This window comes from Sorangium sp. So ce426 (assembly GCF_051475585.1).
Classification (GTDB): Bacteria; Myxococcota_A; Polyangia; order Polyangiales; family Polyangiaceae; genus Sorangium; species Sorangium cellulosum_B.
Genome location: NZ_CP150341.1, coordinates 7,814,874 through 7,831,667 on the forward strand (window position 1 = coordinate 7,814,874; position 16,794 = coordinate 7,831,667).

Annotated in this window: 12 protein-coding genes; 7 read left to right on the plus strand and 5 right to left on the minus strand. The window is 71.4% G+C overall.

Going from position 1 to position 16,794, the window contains the following annotated elements:
* Positions 1-105 precede the first annotated feature (105 nt).
* Positions 106-906: a helix-turn-helix domain-containing protein gene (locus tag WMF44_RS28945; RefSeq protein WP_437293284.1), complete on the minus strand. Its 801-nt coding sequence runs from the start codon at positions 904-906 to the stop codon at positions 106-108.
* A 132-nt stretch (positions 907-1,038) separates the two neighbouring features.
* A complete protein-coding gene (locus WMF44_RS28950; RefSeq protein WP_437293285.1) occupies positions 1,039-1,869 on the minus strand; it encodes a matrixin family metalloprotease in 831 nt (276 codons plus the stop codon).
* 660 nt (positions 1,870-2,529) lie between these two features.
* Between WMF44_RS28950 and WMF44_RS28955 the strand changes: the two genes are divergently transcribed.
* From WMF44_RS28955 to WMF44_RS28975, 5 genes are all read left to right on the plus strand, one after another.
* Complete coding sequence (locus WMF44_RS28955) at positions 2,530-3,357, plus strand: TIGR02452 family protein (RefSeq protein WP_437293286.1); 828 nt, start codon at positions 2,530-2,532, stop codon at positions 3,355-3,357.
* A 203-nt stretch (positions 3,358-3,560) separates the two neighbouring features.
* Positions 3,561-5,231 (plus strand): serine hydrolase domain-containing protein, encoded by a 1,671-nt coding sequence (locus WMF44_RS28960; protein WP_437293287.1) that lies wholly within the window; start codon positions 3,561-3,563, stop codon positions 5,229-5,231.
* A 96-nt stretch (positions 5,232-5,327) separates the two neighbouring features.
* Positions 5,328-6,590, plus strand: a complete 1,263-nt coding sequence (gene glgC, locus WMF44_RS28965) for a glucose-1-phosphate adenylyltransferase (RefSeq protein WP_437293288.1) — start codon at positions 5,328-5,330, stop codon at positions 6,588-6,590.
* A gap of 161 nt (positions 6,591-6,751) precedes the next feature.
* A complete protein-coding gene (locus WMF44_RS28970) occupies positions 6,752-7,786 on the plus strand; it encodes an aspartate-semialdehyde dehydrogenase (RefSeq protein ID WP_437293289.1) in 1,035 nt (344 codons plus the stop codon).
* A 9-nt stretch (positions 7,787-7,795) separates the two neighbouring features.
* Positions 7,796-8,170: a DUF4406 domain-containing protein gene (locus WMF44_RS28975; RefSeq protein WP_437293290.1), complete on the plus strand. Its 375-nt coding sequence runs from the start codon at positions 7,796-7,798 to the stop codon at positions 8,168-8,170.
* A gap of 63 nt (positions 8,171-8,233) precedes the next feature.
* Here WMF44_RS28975 and WMF44_RS28980 read toward each other — a convergent pair whose 3' ends face one another.
* Positions 8,234-9,241: a hypothetical protein gene (locus WMF44_RS28980; RefSeq protein ID WP_437293291.1), complete on the minus strand. Its 1,008-nt coding sequence runs from the start codon at positions 9,239-9,241 to the stop codon at positions 8,234-8,236.
* Between the two features lie 488 nt (positions 9,242-9,729).
* Between WMF44_RS28980 and WMF44_RS28985 the strand changes: the two genes are divergently transcribed.
* Positions 9,730-11,145: a right-handed parallel beta-helix repeat-containing protein gene (locus WMF44_RS28985; protein ID WP_437293292.1), complete on the plus strand. Its 1,416-nt coding sequence runs from the start codon at positions 9,730-9,732 to the stop codon at positions 11,143-11,145.
* Positions 11,146-11,410: 265 nt separating this feature from the next.
* Here WMF44_RS28985 and WMF44_RS28990 read toward each other — a convergent pair whose 3' ends face one another.
* Positions 11,411-13,156 (minus strand): glycoside hydrolase family 5 protein, encoded by a 1,746-nt coding sequence (locus WMF44_RS28990; protein ID WP_437293293.1) that lies wholly within the window; start codon positions 13,154-13,156, stop codon positions 11,411-11,413.
* Between the two features lie 632 nt (positions 13,157-13,788).
* Positions 13,789-14,541, minus strand: coding sequence for a TVP38/TMEM64 family protein (locus WMF44_RS28995; protein ID WP_437293294.1), 753 nt, complete (start codon positions 14,539-14,541; stop codon positions 13,789-13,791).
* Between the two features lie 268 nt (positions 14,542-14,809).
* Here WMF44_RS28995 and WMF44_RS29000 point away from each other — a divergent pair, with 268 nt between their 5' ends.
* A complete protein-coding gene (locus tag WMF44_RS29000) occupies positions 14,810-16,720 on the plus strand; it encodes a DUF4215 domain-containing protein (RefSeq protein ID WP_437293295.1) in 1,911 nt (636 codons plus the stop codon).
* The last annotated feature ends 74 nt before the right edge of the window (positions 16,721-16,794 follow it).

Below are 16,794 nucleotides of genomic sequence, written 5' to 3' on the forward strand. Positions count from 1 at the left end.
TTGGCTCAGGCTCCGGCGTCGTGTGCTGGGACTACGGGCCCGCGCCCCAGCGACATTCACCCGCGCCCCGGCTCGCTGTGCCCGGGCTGCGCGTAAGCAGCGCGACTACGCTCGCCCGCGCCGCGGCTCGCCCCGACGCTCGGCCCGGACCGCGCGACGCAGGGCCGCCGGGGTCACGCCGCGGCGGCGCCGCAGGCTGCGGGTCAGGCAGCTCTGGTCGGCGTAGCCGCAGCGGATCGCGATCTCCGCGATCCCGAGCTCGGTGCGGGACAGCAGGTCGGTCGCGCGCGCGAGGCGCAGATCCGCGATGCGCTCCTGCACCGTCGTCCCGAGGACCGTGCGGAACAGATGGTGGAGGTGCCCCGGGCTCAGCTCCGCCCGCGCGGCCACGTCCGCGACGGTGAGCGGCTCGTGCGCGTGGTCCTCGAGGAAGCGCAGCGCGCGGCGCAGCTTCTCCGGGGCGTGCGTCGGGCCGAGCGCGCCGAGCGCGCCGCCCGCCCCGCGCTCGGCCAGCGTGAGCACGAGCAGCCCCGCCCACTGCCGGCGCAGCGCGACCGAGCCGCCCCGGTCGAGCTCGTCCGCCGCGGTCCGGACCAGGTGCGCGGCAGCGGCGTCGAGGGCGATCGACCCGCCGGCGATCCGCTCGAACCACGGCGCGGCGCCGAGCGCTTCCGCGGAGGCGGGCGGCACATCGATGACGAGGAAGCGATTCTGGTCCGGCGCCGCGAAAGCGTGGCGGGTTTCGCACGGGACGAGAGCGCCCGAGAGCCCGGATGCCATGAGCTCTCGACCGTCCATCGAGAGCGCTATCGCGCCTTCCAGAGGCAAGACCAGCTGGTGGTGCGCGTGGCGGTGCGCGACCACCTCGGCCGAGTATCGCCGGACGCCGAGCTCGACCTCATCCATGGCGCGCCATGATCTCACGCGCGGCGCGCGCGCGCCATGGGCCCTCGGGCTCCCTACCTCGCCGGCGCTCCCGCCGGCGCGGCGCGCCGGACGCAGCGCGCGCGGGACGCAGCGCGCGCCGCGGGGCGGAGCTCACCGGCAGGGCGGGCCGTACAGGGCCGCGGCACCGCGCGCGTCGTGCTCCGTCAGGTCGAGGTCGCCCCAGTTCGTGCCGTTGCACCACGGATAGTGCATCACCGAGCCCGCGTCGTACGGCGTCAGGGCGCGCCAGCCGCCGTCCTCGAAGCAGGCGCCCGCCTCGGGCCGCGTGTGCTCGTGCCGGAACCCGAGCGCGTGGCCGAGCTCGTGCCGCAGGACGCCCGTGAGCGTCCAGAGATCCAGCGGGCCGAGGGCGGTCGAGTTGATGAGGAGATTGCGCGCGCGGCGCGAGCTGTCGGGGAAGAACGCGCGCGCGTAGTACTGCTGCCCCTCGACCGGGCGCACGTCGAAGACGACCCTCTTGTTGCGCGCATCACACGCGTCGTCCTGGTCCGCGCGGTGAACGAAGCGGACGCCCGCCACCTCCTCCCACGCCGCGGCGGCGCTCTCCATCGCGGAGACCACCGCGCCATGGTCGTCACCGAACGCCTCGCTCACGCAGTAGCTGAGGTTCCGCTTCTCCCTGTCGCTCCACCTCACGTCCCTCCCACGGCTCTGATCGACGATGAGCGCTCCGCGCTGGACGTGGCGCTCGTAGAACCGCTCGAGCCCGTCGAGGCCCTCGACGGGAATGTCGCCATCGACGATGTAGATGCCGCTCTCCGGCTCACGATAGGTGCGCGCCTCGAACTCGTCGAAGCTCACCTCCGTATCGCCGACCTGCTCAAAGATCTCCTCTCCCCCAGGCGCGCCGGCGGCGCACCCGACCGACGCGAGCGACAGGACGAGGAGACCAAGAGACTTCGTGGACAGATGACTCATCATACAAGTACCTCTCGTTCATGCCTTTCCCTCTCGGGTCAGGCGAGGGCTCGCAGCGCCGCAGTGAGCTCCGCCGGACGGCGCCACGGGACCCCACGGCGGGTCGGGCCGACTCGACTGCTGGTACGGACGCGGATGGCGTCCGGTTTCGCTGTCCGATATTGGCAAGCGACGTGCCGCACGCGCGATGGCTTGACTTTGCGGTCCAGAGGTCAAGCGCGGAGCGATGGAGTCCACACGTGTGGAGCGGGCGCTTGCGCACCTGTGCAAGGACTTGCGTATCGAGATCGAAGCAGCGCGCGCCGCCGGGACCGGTTCGACGCGGTGGATCGATCGGGCTTCGTCCCGCCGTCGTGCAGCTTCCATCGCGCGAACAGCGTCGAGCGTCGTGATCGTGCGCTGCGCGGGGTGGCGCGCCCGCGCGCGGCGGCGACCCCCGCGGGGCGCGCGCGCCGGCGGCTCGAGCTCGCCGCGCGCGACGGGCAGTGGGCGCTCTTCTCGGTGCGGCGCCGACGCGGCGCAGGGCGGGGAGCGAGGGAGAACCCTGACTGGAGGAAATCGCCGGCCCGCCTGCGCCTCCGGCAGAGGGCGCTGCGCGCCCCGCCGCGCCCGCGCCGCGCGTTTCGCTGGACGAGCGGCCGCGGCTCGCCAATCCTTGGGCGCATGAAGCTGACCAGCATCGCCGCAGAGACCGTGCAGATCGCGAGTCGCGGCGAGTACATCGCGCCCTCGGGCGCGACCGTTCGCATCCGCGACCGCGTGCTCGCCGCGGTGAAGGGGACCGTGCTTTACCGGCCCGGATCACTCGACGCCTGGGAGCCGAAGGAGCGCCTCGATCGCCCTACGGCGATCGAGGTCACCGGCGAGACCACGGGGGCGGCGGGGCGGAGGCTCATCGAGCAGGAGGGCGAGGCCCGCGTCATGGCCCTCAACTTCGCCTCCGCCAAGAACCCCGGGGGCGGGTTCCTGCGCGGGGCCAAGGCCCAGGAGGAGGACCTCGCCAGGTGCTCGGCGCTGTACGCGTCCCTGGTCGAGCAGCGCGAGTATTACGACCAGAACCGGGCCTGCGGGAGCTTTCTCTATACCGACCACATCATCTACTCGCCGGATGTGCCGTTCTTCCGCGACGACCAGCACGCCCTGCTGGACCGGCCGTTCGCGCTGTCGATCCTCACGGCGCCGGCGCCGAACGCCGGCGAGGCGTTCCAGCGCGACGACGCCACGGACCAGGAGATCCGGGCCACCCTGGAGCGCCGCGCGGACATGGTGCTCGCCGCGGCGGGCGCGCACGGGCACCGGTGCCTGGTCCTCGGGGCGTGGGGGTGCGGCGTCTTCCGCAACGATCCGCGCGAGGTCGCCGACGTCTTCGCCCAGTGCCTCGAGCGCCCGCGCTTCCGCGGCGCGTTCTCGCGCGTGGTGTTCGCGGTGTACGACCGGGGCGCCGATCGGCCGAACTACCGGGCCTTCCAGGAGCGGTTCGCGCAGGCGTAGGCGCGTACCGCCGCCGGCGCCTCCGATCCCGCGCGCGCCGCCACGGCCCCGCGCGGATCACACCGTGGGATCCCCACCCCAGAGCTGCGTGCACGTCGCGCTCCCCGCCTACCTCCACCGCCAAAATCGAGGACTCGCCCCTTCCGCCGGGTCCGTTTCGAATTGTCGCGTCGCGATCGAAGAGCGAGAGTCATGGCTCCGACTTGAGGACGATCGACGACAGGCTCGCCGCGCTCCTCGCCGCGGCCGTCTTCTCCGCGTCACCCCTGCTCCTCTGCGGGTGCGCGTCGACCGCGCCCGCGCCGCGGGCCGTCGCGCGGGGGGCCGCGGCGCCGCTCGACCAGCGCTTCGCCAGCGAGCCCGCGCCGACGCCGCGCTTCCCCGATCCGGAGCGCGGGCGGAAGCTCCGCGCGGCGGCGGCCGGCGTGCAGGCGCTCGCGCGGCGCGCCGCGGAGAGGGAGCGCTTGCCGGCGCTCGCGCTGGGCGTCGTCATCGACGAGGAGCTCGCGATCCAGGCGGTGCTCGGCGTGCGGGACGCCGCGGCGGGCGGAGCGGTCGACGAGCACACGCGCTTCCGCATCGGCTCCGTCACCAAGCCGCTGACCGCGGCGGCGATACTGCGGCTCCGCGACGAAGGGCGGCTGTCGATCGACGCCCCGGCGGCGCGCTACCTGCCGGCGCTCACCGGCGTCGTCTACCCGACGCGCGACGCGCGGCAGATCACGGTCCGGGACCTGCTCACGCACAGCTCCGGCCTGCCGCGGCTCGGGGTGTTCCCCCCGGCGTCGACGTCGCGCGACGTCACCGAGCGGGAGATCCTGGCCACGCTCGACGGCTTCGGGCTCGAGAGCGCGCCGGGCACCGCGACCTCCTACTCGAACCTCGGCTATTCGCTCCTCGGGCTGATCGTCGCGCGCGCCGCCGGCGTGCCGTACCGGCGGTACATGAGCGACGCGGTGCTCGGGCCGCTCGGCATGCGCGACGCCGCCTGGGACCCGTCGCAGGTGCCGCCCGGCGCGCTCGCGTCACCCCACGCGCGCGGCGTCGACGGCGTCGACGACGGCGCCGTGGCGCCGATCCAGCCCTGGCGGCTCGGGGCCTCCGAGGCGACCGCGGGGCTCTACGCGAGCCTCGCCGACATGGGTCGCTTCGTCGGGTTCGAGCTCGCCGCCTGGCCCGCGCGCGACGCGCCCGAGGCAGGGGCCCTGCGGCGGAGCACGGTGCGCGAGTCGCACCTGATGGCGCGCAACGGCTCGGCGTTCCCGGCCGGCGGCGGCGACGACGGCCCCGGGCTCGGCTGGCACGTGCGCGAGGACTGCGACCTCGGCCACGTGGTCTTCCACAATGGCCTGATCGACGGTTTCTCCGCGTCGGTGACGCTCCTCCCGCAGCGGGGCGTCGGCGTCGTCGCGCTCGCCAACGTCGCCGGCGCCGATCTCGAGTCGCTCAACGCGGACGTGCTCGGCCAGCTGGCGGCGACCGGCGCCATGGAGGCGCGCGTCGCCCCGCCCTCCCCGCCCGTGCGCCGCGCCGCTCAGGCCGTCGCCTCGGTCATCGGCCGCGCGCGCACGGGGGCGCTCGATCGCAGGCTCAGGCCCGGCTGGTTCCCCGAGGCTCACCTCGCCTCCCTGCGAGGGGCGCTGCGCGACGCCGGCGCGCGGGTGGGGGCGTGCGCGCTCGACGGCTCCGCCGTGGTGGAGAGCGCCACGGCGGCGCGCTTCGGCCTGCGCTGCGAGCGCGGCGCGCTCTCGCTGGCCGTGCGCGTGGACACCTCGCCGGACGCGCGGATCACGTCGCTCAGCGTGGAGGAGCAGACGGGGGCGATCGGCCGGGAAGCCCCCGGCCCGCGCGACCGCCCAGCCCGCTGCCGCTGAGCGATCTGCAGCCCGGTGGGTTCGCCACTCCTGCTAGTGTAACCGCGCCCATCGTCCCGGGCGTCGAACCGTCCCCCTCACCTCGCGGAGACCCGCTTGAAGCACAACGACGTGGTGGTTTTGATCCTCGGCGGAGGCGTAGGAAGCCGCCTCTACCCGCTCACCAAGCTGCGCTCGAAGCCAGCGGTCCCGACCGGCGGCAAGTACCGGCTGGTCGACATCCCGATCAGCAACTGCCTCAACTCGGGGTTCAACCGCATCCACATCCTCACGCAGTTCAACTCGGTCTCGCTCCACAACCACATCACGCAGACGTACCGATTCGACGTCTTCTCCGCCGGCGCGGTGCAGATCCTCGCGGCCGAGCAGACGCCGACCCACAGCGACTGGTACCAGGGCACCGCCGACGCCGTCCGCAAGCAGCTCGTCGAGGTGAAATCGCCGAACCCGCGGGACGTCATGATCCTCTCGGGCGATCACCTCTACCGCATGGACTACGAGCCCTTCCTCGAGCACCACCGCGAGACCCGGGCCGACGTCACGCTCGCCGTCCGCCCCGTCCCGACGGCCGAGGTGTCGCGCCTCGGCATCGTGGACACCGACGACACGGGGCGGGTGGTCAGGTTCATCGAGAAGCCGAAGGACATGAAGCTGCTCGACAACGTGCGGCAGGTGCCCGATCCGGCGACCCCGTGGCTCGCCTCGATGGGCGTCTACATCTTCAGCGCGAAGGCGCTCTACGAGATGCTCGAGCACGACAACGCCTCCGACTTCGGCAGCCACATCCTCCCCCGGGCGCTCGACACCCATCGGATGATGACCTACACGTTCGACGGGTACTGGGAGGACATCGGCACGATCCGCAGCTACTACGAGGCCAGCCTCGCGCTCACGGACTCCGATCCTCCGTTCTCGTTCTACGACCCGCAGCGGCCGATCTACACGCGCCCGCAGTTCTTCCCCCCGGCCCACGTCACCGCCGGCTCGGTCCTCGACCAGGTGCTCCTCGCCGAGGGGAGCCGGATCATCGAGTCGAAGATCTCCCGGTCGGTCGTCGGGCAGCTCTCCTCCATCGGGCCGCACGTCTCCATGTCGAACACGGTCATGATGGGCGCGGACTACGAGTCGCTGTTCCAGGCCCACGGCCCCGAGAGCACGCGGGGTCTGCCGCCCATCGGCATCGGCCGGGGGTGCACGATCGACGGCGCGATCATCGACAAGAACGCGCGCATCGGCGACGGGGTGGTGATCCGCAACATCCCCGACCGGCCGGACAGCGACGCCCCGTACTACGCGGCCCGGGAGGGCATCGTGGTCGTCCCGAAGAACGCCGTCGTCCCGCCGGGCACGGTCATCTGAGCGCGGGCCGCGCCCCGGCCGCCGAGGGGACGGCGGCTGGGCGCGCGGGCGGAAGGGGCGCGCCGCGCGGCCAGGCTGTAGGTAGGTAGGCAGAACGCCGCCGCGGCGCCCGGCCACTCGCCCCTCGTCGGCTGGGCCCCGGTCTGGTAAAGAGCGCCCTTATGCGAATCTGCATCCTCGGCGCCACGGGCCTTGTCGGCCGCGAAACCATCACCCTCATCGCGCGGGCCTGGCCCGGCGCGACGCTCGCCCTGTTCGCGAGCCGGGACCAGGAGCTCACCCTCGACGGCAAGTCGTACGAGGTGCTCGGCGCGTCGCGCCTCGAGACGCAGGACGCCCCCCGCGGAGACCTCGCGTTCGTGGCCCTGGATGACGATCACAGCAAGCGGTACGTCCCGCGGCTCGTGGAGCTCGGGTACCGCGTGATCGACAAGAGCAACACGTACCGCGCCGACCCGAAGGTGCCGCTCGTCGTCGCCGGGGTGAACTCGAGCATCGTCGACGACTCGGTCCGGCTCGTGGCCAACCCGAACTGCACGACCATCCCGCTGATGCTCGCGCTCTCGCCCCTGCGCCGGGAGTTCGGGCTGAGCGCGGTCACGGTGAGCACGTACCAGGCGGTCAGCGGCGCCGGCATCGCCGCCCTGGACTCGTTCCTCGCGGACGCGCGCGACGGCTTCCAGGCCCTCGATCGCCTGGGCCTGCCGTTCAAGCCGTCGGGCTACGCCGGCAACACCGTCCCGCACAACGGCGGCACCGACGAGAGCGGCTTCTCCTCGGAAGAGCGGAAGCTCATCTTCGAGAGCCGCAAGATCCTGAGCATGCCGGAGCTCGGCGTCTCCGCGCAGTGCTGCCGGGTCGGCGTCGCGGTCGGCCACTACGAGAACGCGTGGGTCACGTTCGATCGCCCGGTGGATCTCGAGCGGGTCGCGAGCATCCTGGGCGATCCGGCGAAGTCGCCCTTCGTGAAGCACCTGCCCGGCGCCGCCGGCGAGGGCCTGAGCGCGCTCCACTGCGTGCACGACCGCGACCTCGCGCTGGTCGGGCGCATCCGCCCCGATCACCGGGACCGCGACCGGAAGAGCGTCTGCCTGACCGTGGTCGGGGACAACCTTCGGCTCGGCGCGGCCACCAACGCGGTCCGCGCCGCGACGCGCTGGTTCCCGAGCGCCGATCGGGACCTGCAGGCCCCCTGACGGCAGACGATGCAAGCCACCCAGCCCCTCATGATCCTCGTCGCCGGGCCGTATCGCTCGGGCACGGGCGATGATCCGGTCCTGATCGCGGCCAACGTTCGCGCGATGAACGACATGGCGGTGCGCCTCTTCCGGGCCGGCCACCTCCCCGTCCTCGGCGAATGGTTCGCGCTGCCGCTCATCGAGCACGCCGGGTCGCGGCAGATCGGCGACGAGATCTTCAATGAGATCTTCCATCCCGTCGCCCGCCGGCTCGTCGCGCGCTGCGACGCTTGCCTGCGGATCGGCGGCCCCTCGAAGGGAGCCGACGAGATGGTCGAGCTGTCCCGCTCCATGGGCAAGCAGGTCTTCTTCAGCTTCGACGAGGTGCCGGGCTGCGCCTAGCCGCGGCTGGCCACACGAGAGACACGTGGGAGGCGCACGAGACGCCGCGGCGGCGCGGTCTCTTCAGGGCTCGGACCCCGGCCAGCCAGCGCCGACAGGGAGCGCCTGCACGTCGGGGAAGAGCATGTAAATACGCTTTCCATTCCACGTCTGCCCGTGGGGCGGCGAGGGCGCGGCCGCGGCGACGCTCGCGCGCACCGCGCGCCCGAGCGCGGCTGCGCCGTCGAACGCCTGGCTGAGCGCCGCGAGCGCCTGCGCCAGCTCGGGGAGCGACGCGTCGCCCGACGTGCCCCGCGCGACGAGGGCGTCGACCTCGCGGCTGCGCACGCCGAAGTCCGACGGCAGCGGGTGCGCGGGCTGCGCCGTGACCGCGGCGTGGAGGAACTGGCGCTTCGCCACGCCGCCCGCCTCGCCGAAGCCCACGACGAGCTCGAAGAGCGCCGACGCGACGCCGAAGCCTGGCTCCACCTCGCCGGGGTCGTGGGGCTGGGAGACCCTGATTCCCAGATCATCGAGGTACTCGAACCCCGTATGGCTCAGCGCGGCCGAGCGCTCCGTCTCGGGCAGGGGCGGCGCGACCCGCACCTCGCCGCTCTCGAAGACGATGACGCGCGCGTACGTGAAGCGCGCGTGCGGCACCGCGAGCCGCACGCGCGCGAGCTGCGCCGCGACCTCCGCCGCCGCGCCGATCTCGAAGCGCGAGCCCGGAAGGTGGCGCGCGATGCCCGCCAGCGTCATCCCCGCCGCGTCGGGCCAGGGGCACACGGCGACGTGCCGCGGGAGGGCCTCCGCCTCGCCCGGCGCACACACGCGCTCCAGCCCGAACGAGGCGGGGGCGAGGAGCGGCGGCCGCTGACCCTCCATCCGCCGCAGATCGCCGAACAGCCAGGCGCGGTTCTCCCCGTGGTGCTCGGGCGCGAGCATCCGCGCGCCGACGAGCAGCGCGACGGTGCCCCCGGCGCGCGCGAGCCATGCCTCGGGCACGGAGAGGTGCTCGTACAGGAAGGCCTCGACGATGAGCTGCCACTCGCGGGGCGGCTCGGGAGGCAGGGGAGCGGCGGTACGGTACATGGCGGGTGCGGGGCTTCGAACAGCAGCGCGCTCGGCCCCGGATGCACACACGAGACGGGGGAGCTCGTGAAGCAGCGTATCCAAGCCGGGAGCGCCGCGGAACACGGCAGCGCGCCGCTGCCGCCGATCGGCGAGCGCGCTGCCGTGCGAGCCATCGGGCGCGCCGGCGGCTCCGGGCGCCATCGATGCGGGCGGCTGGGGAAGCCTCGAGCATCGATCCGGTGACGAGCAGCGCTGCAATCGTGCGCTCGCACGCGAACAACGCGTCGCCGGTCGAGAGCGGTGATTGGTCTTGCCCCCACGTCGACACCCTCCTGGCGACGGCCGTCCTGTCGACGCTCGACGCTGCCCCTCGGGGGTCCGGGCGCCGGGCCCCGAGCGCGAGCGCGGAGCAGGGGGCGCCAGGTCTCTTTCACCGTCCGGAGCTTGGAATGAAGACTCGATTGCGCACCATCTCAGCGATACCCGCAATCCTCATCGGATTGCTCATGGCAGCGGCCTGCGGCTCGGACGCCGGCAGCGACCCGGAGAGCGGCGGCGGCGGCTCGGCGACGGGGGGCTCGCCCGAAAGCGGCAGCTCGGCGACGGGGGGCTCGCCCGAAAGCGGTGGCTCTGGCGCGGGCGGCGGCGTCGCGAGCGGCGGGACGTCGGGCGCCGGCGCGGCGGGCTCGGGAGGCTCCGCCGCCACGAGCAGCACCGGCAGCGGAGGCGCGGACTCCGGCGCGGCGAGCACCGGCGGGAACGGCGCCGGAGGCGCGGGCTCCAGCGTGGCCGGAACGGGCGGCAGCGGCGCCGGAGGGGCCGGAACGGGCGGCAGCGGCGGTGGTGACGCGGCGTATCCGTGCGACGGAGACACGAGCGGCTACAACGCCGTGGTGACCCGATCCGGATCCGACTGGATCGCGAAGAACGGCGCTCGCAACGTCTACAGCGGCGGCGACATGCGGGCCGCGATGCAGGCGGCGCTCGACAGCTTGAGCTCCGGCCGCACCAGCAAGCAGAGCGTCCTGGTCCAGGGCTCCGGGACCGTGGCCGCGAGCTCGAGGCTGAACGTGCCCAGCTACACCGTGCTCAACGTCTGCGGCACGATCGAGGTCACCGGCACCGGCTCCGGCGACAACGCGCCCATCTACGCGCGCGGCCGGACCGACATCGAGATCCCGAACGTCACGATCGGCGGCACCCCGCTCTACGCCATGTTCTTCCGCGACGTCGAGAACCTGCGCCTCGGCCATGTCGAGCTGCGCGTCTCGAGCGGACTCGGCGTCCGCATCGACAACCATGGGCGCTCGGACCGCGCCAACAAGGTGAAGAACATCGAGATCGACCATGTCCACGCCGAGGGGACCAGCTCTCACGCCGTCGAGACCTACGGCGTCGACGACATCCGCATCGGCACCGTCATCGCGCGCGACACAGGGGAATGCGGCCTCCTCCTGAACGACACGACCAACGCCGAGGTCGGGAAGGTCGACGCCGTGAACGCGGGCGCGGGCACCGGCTACGCGGCGTTCCGGCTCGCCAACCGCGCGGGGCGCATCGGCAGCGGCTACCCCACCAACATCCACGTCGGCCAGGTCATCGCCCGCGGCGGCGGGCGCGGGATCTTCTGCGTGTCCGAGAGCGGGGGCGTCACGATCGACCGGATCGATCTCGCCGACACCGGCAACAACGCGATCCTGATCGAGAACTGCCACAACGTGAACATCGCCGCCGAGTCCGGGACCGTCGACGGCGGCGGCGACATCCGCCTGGCCGCACGCGCCGAGTTCGCGAACTCCTCGGACATCACGATCCAGAACCTCACGATCACGGACACGGCCGTCAACGAGAACCCCTGCGCTGAGAACAGCACCTTCCGCAACCTCACGCTGGTGAACGCCCGCAACAACAGCTGCGATTAGAGCGGCGGTCACCCACTTCGGATACGGGCCCATCTCGACGTTTTCGGTGCTCAGCGCACTGGAGTGCGCTTGCGCGCCGAAAACGCCGATCTGGGCCCGTCTCCTGTGCGGGTGACCGCCGCTCTGCTGCCGCTCTGCTGCGGCTCTGGATGGTGCAGAGGGGGGCGGAAAGCGCTGTAGAGCGGGGTGCACAAAGCTGGAGTCACAAAAGAGAACCGCCCGCAGGTCCAGGCCCGCGGGCGGTCTTCTTCGTCAGCGGCTCGGCCTACTTGAGGCGGGCCAGCATCTCGACCTTCTCGGTGTCCAGCCCCGTCCAGGTGCCCCAGCCCGACTTGTCCGCATCGGTGTACTTGTGGTTGTAGATACCACCCGTATCACCCGACTCGGGGTTGATGGACCAGTACGTGAAGTCCGTCATCTTCTTCTTGATGAGGTAGTCCACGTACATGTTCTGCCACTCCCAGTCGTAGCGCTTGCCGGCAGGCAGGTGCGCCCACTGCTGGGCCAGCGCCGGGTCCATCTCGTTCTTCGGCCAGTCCTTCACGCCGCCGAACTCGCCGGTGATCACGCAGAACTTCTGGTCGTGCAGGAACCCGAAGTGCTCGTCCCACTGCGCTTCCAGCTTCGCGACAGCCGCTGCGTTGCTCCGCTCCAGGATGAGCCCGCACCCGGCCTTGGCGGCCGCCTCGTCCTCGAGCCCGACGCACTCGGGCTTGGACTGATCGACGTGCTGCTTCTGAACGAACACTGCAGGCCCGTAGGTGTGGGGCGAGAAGCAGAGCCGATTCCGGGGGATCTGGATCGGATAGGCGGTCTGTCCGTAGAAGTTCTCACCCCAGTTCGGGTTGAGGTCGGGGTCGCCGTGGGGCTCCGGCTCCAGCGTCAGGCCGCTGGCGCCCGCGGGCTGGTGGCTGCCGGAAACGCCCTGGACCACCGCGATCATGTCGTCGTTCTCTTCGGCGATGACGTCGTAGCAGGCCTTGGCCATGTCCGCCCACTCGGGCCAGCTGTACTTCCACGGCTCGTTGAAGCAATCGACGCCGATGATGTTCTTGATCCCGAGCTTCTTGGGCAGCTGCGCGATCGTACGGATGTCCGCGAGCCACTTGTCGTAGTTGTAGGCGTCCTCGCCCGTGAGGCAGTTGTAGTCGTCCGCCTTGTAATCGTAGTTCTCGCGATCGCTGTCCACGTATTTCGGGGAATCGTCGAGCCTGCCCGCGCGCCACCCGAGGTGGTTCGAGCAGGAGTGGATGCCGATGATGACGTTCAGTTTGTTCTGGTCGGCCTGCTTGAGGAAGTCCTCCAGCGCCTCGAGGGCGTTGGCGTACGGGTAGACGCTCTCGTCGTTGTTCCTGATCCGGGGCTCGGTGGTGCTGTAGTTGCCGTCCGGGTGATTGGCGACCAGGGTCTGCGGCGCGATGGGGAGACGGATCGTGTTGAACTTGAGGTTGGAGCTGGTGAGCTCCTTCATCGTGTCCGCGATCGTGCGCGGGGCGCTGCTCTCCGCCCACCACATCGACCCGATGAAGAGCTCCATGGCGCCGGGACGCTCGAGATCGTCCTGTCCCTCGAGCCCGAACCAGTTGCCGCCGCGAACCTGGATCTCCGTGCCGTCCTGCGTCAGGCGGCCGTTGTCGAGGTTGACGCGGAACCTGCCGGTCGGCGAGCCGTCGGTGTCCGGCGTGGGCTTCGCGTCCGGGTTGCCGCTGCCGCTGCCGCTCGGGATTCCAGCGCCGGCGCCGCTGGTGTCGCCGCTGCTCGTCGAGCTGCCCGCGCCGGCGCCGTTGCCCACCGTGGTGCCCGCGCCGGCGCCGTTGCCCACCGTGGTGCCCGCGCCGGCGCCGTTGCCCACCGTGGTGCCCGCGCCGCTGCCGTTGCCGCTGCCCGCGCCGCCGGAGCCCGTCAGCCCACCCCCGGTCGCCGCGGTCGATCCATCACCACCGCAGGCGATGCCCATCAGAGCAAGGGCGGCGAAGGAACACAAGAAGATATGGCTTCTTCGGATTCTCATAGGTTCGTTCTTTCGTTAAGCACAAATTCAGAGCACGGCGCACTGCTTCGAGCGACAACCCCCACGGCTCGTCCGTAAGACAATCTCAGCCAGATAAACGGTTGGTCACGCTCTACAGTCGACCCTGCGCAGAATTCGCAATCAAGCAACACCGACGGGTTGCCAACCGGGCTCGCATGTTACCCGCCACCAAACAGAGGGTCAAGACGAGACGCATCCCCCGATGCCCGGACCGGTTATCGATAGGGCGGTGTTTTTCCCACGACGGTGGATCGCAGGAGGCGCTCTCCTCCAACGGGATCCTGCAGGAGCGCTGCACGAGCGGGCGACCACCACGAGGCGCTTGACTTTCGAATTGCACATCAATTGCCGAAGCACCTGGGCGCCCTGCGCTCCCGGAAGGCGCGCAGCGTCATTCGATAGGTGCGCAGCGTCATCCATCCTGCGCACAGCGTCAAACTCGACACAAGGGGACATCGGCAGAGCTCGTCAATGGAAAAGGCACGCTGAAAGACAACGACTCGCCACGATGCCTGTCACGGGGGCACGCGACGCGTCGACGCGTCGACGCGCTGCTCCGGCCTTCATCGATCCTGACGGCGGCGGGTGTGCCGGCGGCTGAGCGGGTAACGCTACTCCCCTCCTCTTCCGCTTCCGCGGCCCTCGCCCTCCCCTCGCGGTCTCCGCCAGCGCTCCGGCAGGCGCACGAGGAGCAGCGCGAGCCCCGGCAGAAGCACCATCCCTGCGAGCAGCAGCAGGGAGGACGTGAGCCGCGCGGCCGAGGCGCCCACCGCGGCATAGGTCGCCGAGATGCCCAGGTTGGCCAGGGCCGTCACCGTGACGAAAGCGCAGAAGGGCATGCGGCCCGCGCCCGCGAAGACGAGAGACGCCTCAGCGAGCACGGGCACGCCGCGGAAGAGGAGCAGGAACCAGCGGCCGTGCCGCTCGGCGGCCCGCGTCAGGCGCGCGAGCTCCGCCTCGCCCACCATCCGCTGCAAGGCCGGCGCGCCCGCGCGCGCGCCGACCAGATAACCCAGCCCCGAGCCCACCATCATGCCCGCCCAGGAGACCGCCGTCCCGCGCCAGAAGCCGAGAAGCCCGCCCGCCGCCGTGCTCACCAGGCTCGATGGCACCGGCAGGACGATATCGCCGGCGAGCAATCCGCCGAGGACGAGCGCCGTCGCCGCGGGCGAAGGCGGCGCCGCGAGCAGCCTTCGCGCCGCGGCCTCGAGGCTGTCGGCGAAGAGGAAGAACGGCACGAGGATGACCAGGAGGAGCAGGCCGGAGAAGCCGGCCCACCCGGGCCAGGAGCGCCGGGAGCGCGCGGTCGCGCCGGGGAGGCGTGCGCCCCCCGGAGGACGGGTCGAGTCAGACGATCGCGACATGCAGCGCTCCAGGTCCGGTGACGGGCCGGCCGCCCTGCGAGGAGGAGCGAGCCAGCAGGCGCGCGAGTATACGTCCCTCACGCGGTCCGCCCTCGGGGGAAAGAGACGCTGGTTCAGGATTTGTCCACGCACAGGGGGAGTCGCCTTATTCAACAGCCCTGGAGACCGCGGCGCGCGCAGGAAGGGCTCGAATTCAGGGCACCCGCGTGGGAGACTGTCGCCAATTCACGCATCCCGAGAGGTCCCGGGCAACCGGAAGGAGCAGGTCATGCGTCCTCGATCTTCGTGGCTTGGTTCAACCATTTTCATCACGAGCTGCGCCGCCCTGGTGGCGAGCTGCTCTGCGAGCGCCGACCGCCCTTCCGGAGGCGGTGGCCCCGGTGGCGGCGGGGACAATCCCACCACGACGACCGGCGGCGATCTCGGCGACGGCGACACCACGGGGAGCGGATCGGACATCGGCGACAGCGACAGCGCGTACCGTTGCGGCGACGGGGGCCTGACCAACGACGAGGCGTGCGACGACGGAAACACCGTGGGGGATGACGGCTGTGCGGCGGATTGCCGCTCGGTCGAGCTCGGCTGGTCGTGCCCGCTGCCCGGGGTCGCTTGCACGCGTATCGCGCGCTGCGGTGACGGCGCCGTCGTGTTCCCGGAGCTGTGCGACGACGGCAACACCGAGGCGACCGACGGCTGCTCGCCGACCTGCAAGGTGGAGGTCGGCTTCAAGTGCAGCGGCAGCCCGAGCGCCTGCACGCGGACGACCTGCGGCGACAGGACGCAAGAGGGCGCGGAGAGCTGCGAAGACGGCAACACGATGCCCTTCGACGGCTGCTCCTCGAACTGCCAGGCCGAGCCCGATTGCTCCGCGGGCTCCTGCGCGTCCACCTGCGGCGATGGCCTCGTGCTCGGCGAGGACTGCGACGACGGCAACAACATCGACGGCGACGGCTGCTCCGCGACGTGCACGGAGGAGCCGGGCTACACCTGCGCCGTTCCCCAGCCCTCGGGATCGATGGCCGTGCCTGTCGTCTTCCGCGACTTCAAGGAGGCCCACCCCGACTTCGAGCCGGATGGTCCCGGCCGCAGCACGCCGGTCTTCAACATGGTCGCGCCCCGGCTCGACGCCGAGAAGAAGCCGACGTACATGACCACCGCAAACAGCCTGGTCAATAGCGCGCAGACCTTCGCCCAGTGGTACCACGACGTGCCCGGCACCAACAGCACCACGGTCACCACCCTCACGCTCTGGGACACCGGCGACGGCCGCTTCGTGAACCGCTGGGGCGAGGACGGAGAGCAGTGGACCCTGCTGTCCCAGGAGAGCGAGCACTATTGCGGCAACGTGGGCAACGAGGTGAACGACGAGGAGTGCACCTCGTCGGCCCAGGCCACCCCGCAGTGCGGCGACATCCACAGCGAGGCGTTCCACAGCTGCAACGTGCGCGACGGGGTCTACTGGGCGAGGTACATCGAGGAGACCTACGACGGGAATCCGCTATTCTTCCCTGTCGACGACGATCCGTTCACCCCGGCGGCCGAGCGCGTCGCGGCCGACATCTTCCCGAGCTACGGCGGCGGCGACTGGCTGAAGGAGCAGGGCAGCCCGAAGCACAACTTCCATTTCACGAGCGAGATCCGCTACTGGTTCCAGTACAACGCGGGCGAGCAGTACGAGCTCGACTTCACCGGCGACGACGATGTGTGGGTGTTCATCAACGATCGGCTCGCGGTCGACGTCGGCGGCATCCACAGCGCCGTCAACGGACGCCTCGTCATCAACGCCAACGGGGGAGGCAGGGTGACCTACGCGACGGAGGAAGACGATGTCATCCAGCCGCGGAACGTCGACCTCGGCCTGACGGACGGCGGCGTCTACCAGATCGCCGTGTTCCACGCCGAGCGCCAGACCGCGGCGTCGACGTTCAAGCTCACGCTGCAGGGCTTCGCGACAGCGCGCAGCGAGTGCAAGCCCATCTGCGGCGACAGCGTCGTCGGCCTGGGCGAGGAGTGCGACGACGGCGTGAACGACGGCGGCTACGGCGAGTGCGCGCAGGACTGCAAGCTCGGCGAGTACTGCGGTGATGGCGTCGTCCAGGCCGTGGAGGAGTGCGACGACGGCAACAACCGCGACGGAGACGCCTGCGGCAGCGGCTGCCGCAACCTCATTCCGCGCTGACCCGACGGAGGGTCGCCGCCCGATGCGATCGTCGCCGGAAGCTGCCCGCGCGCTCCCGGCGACGATCGCCGCGA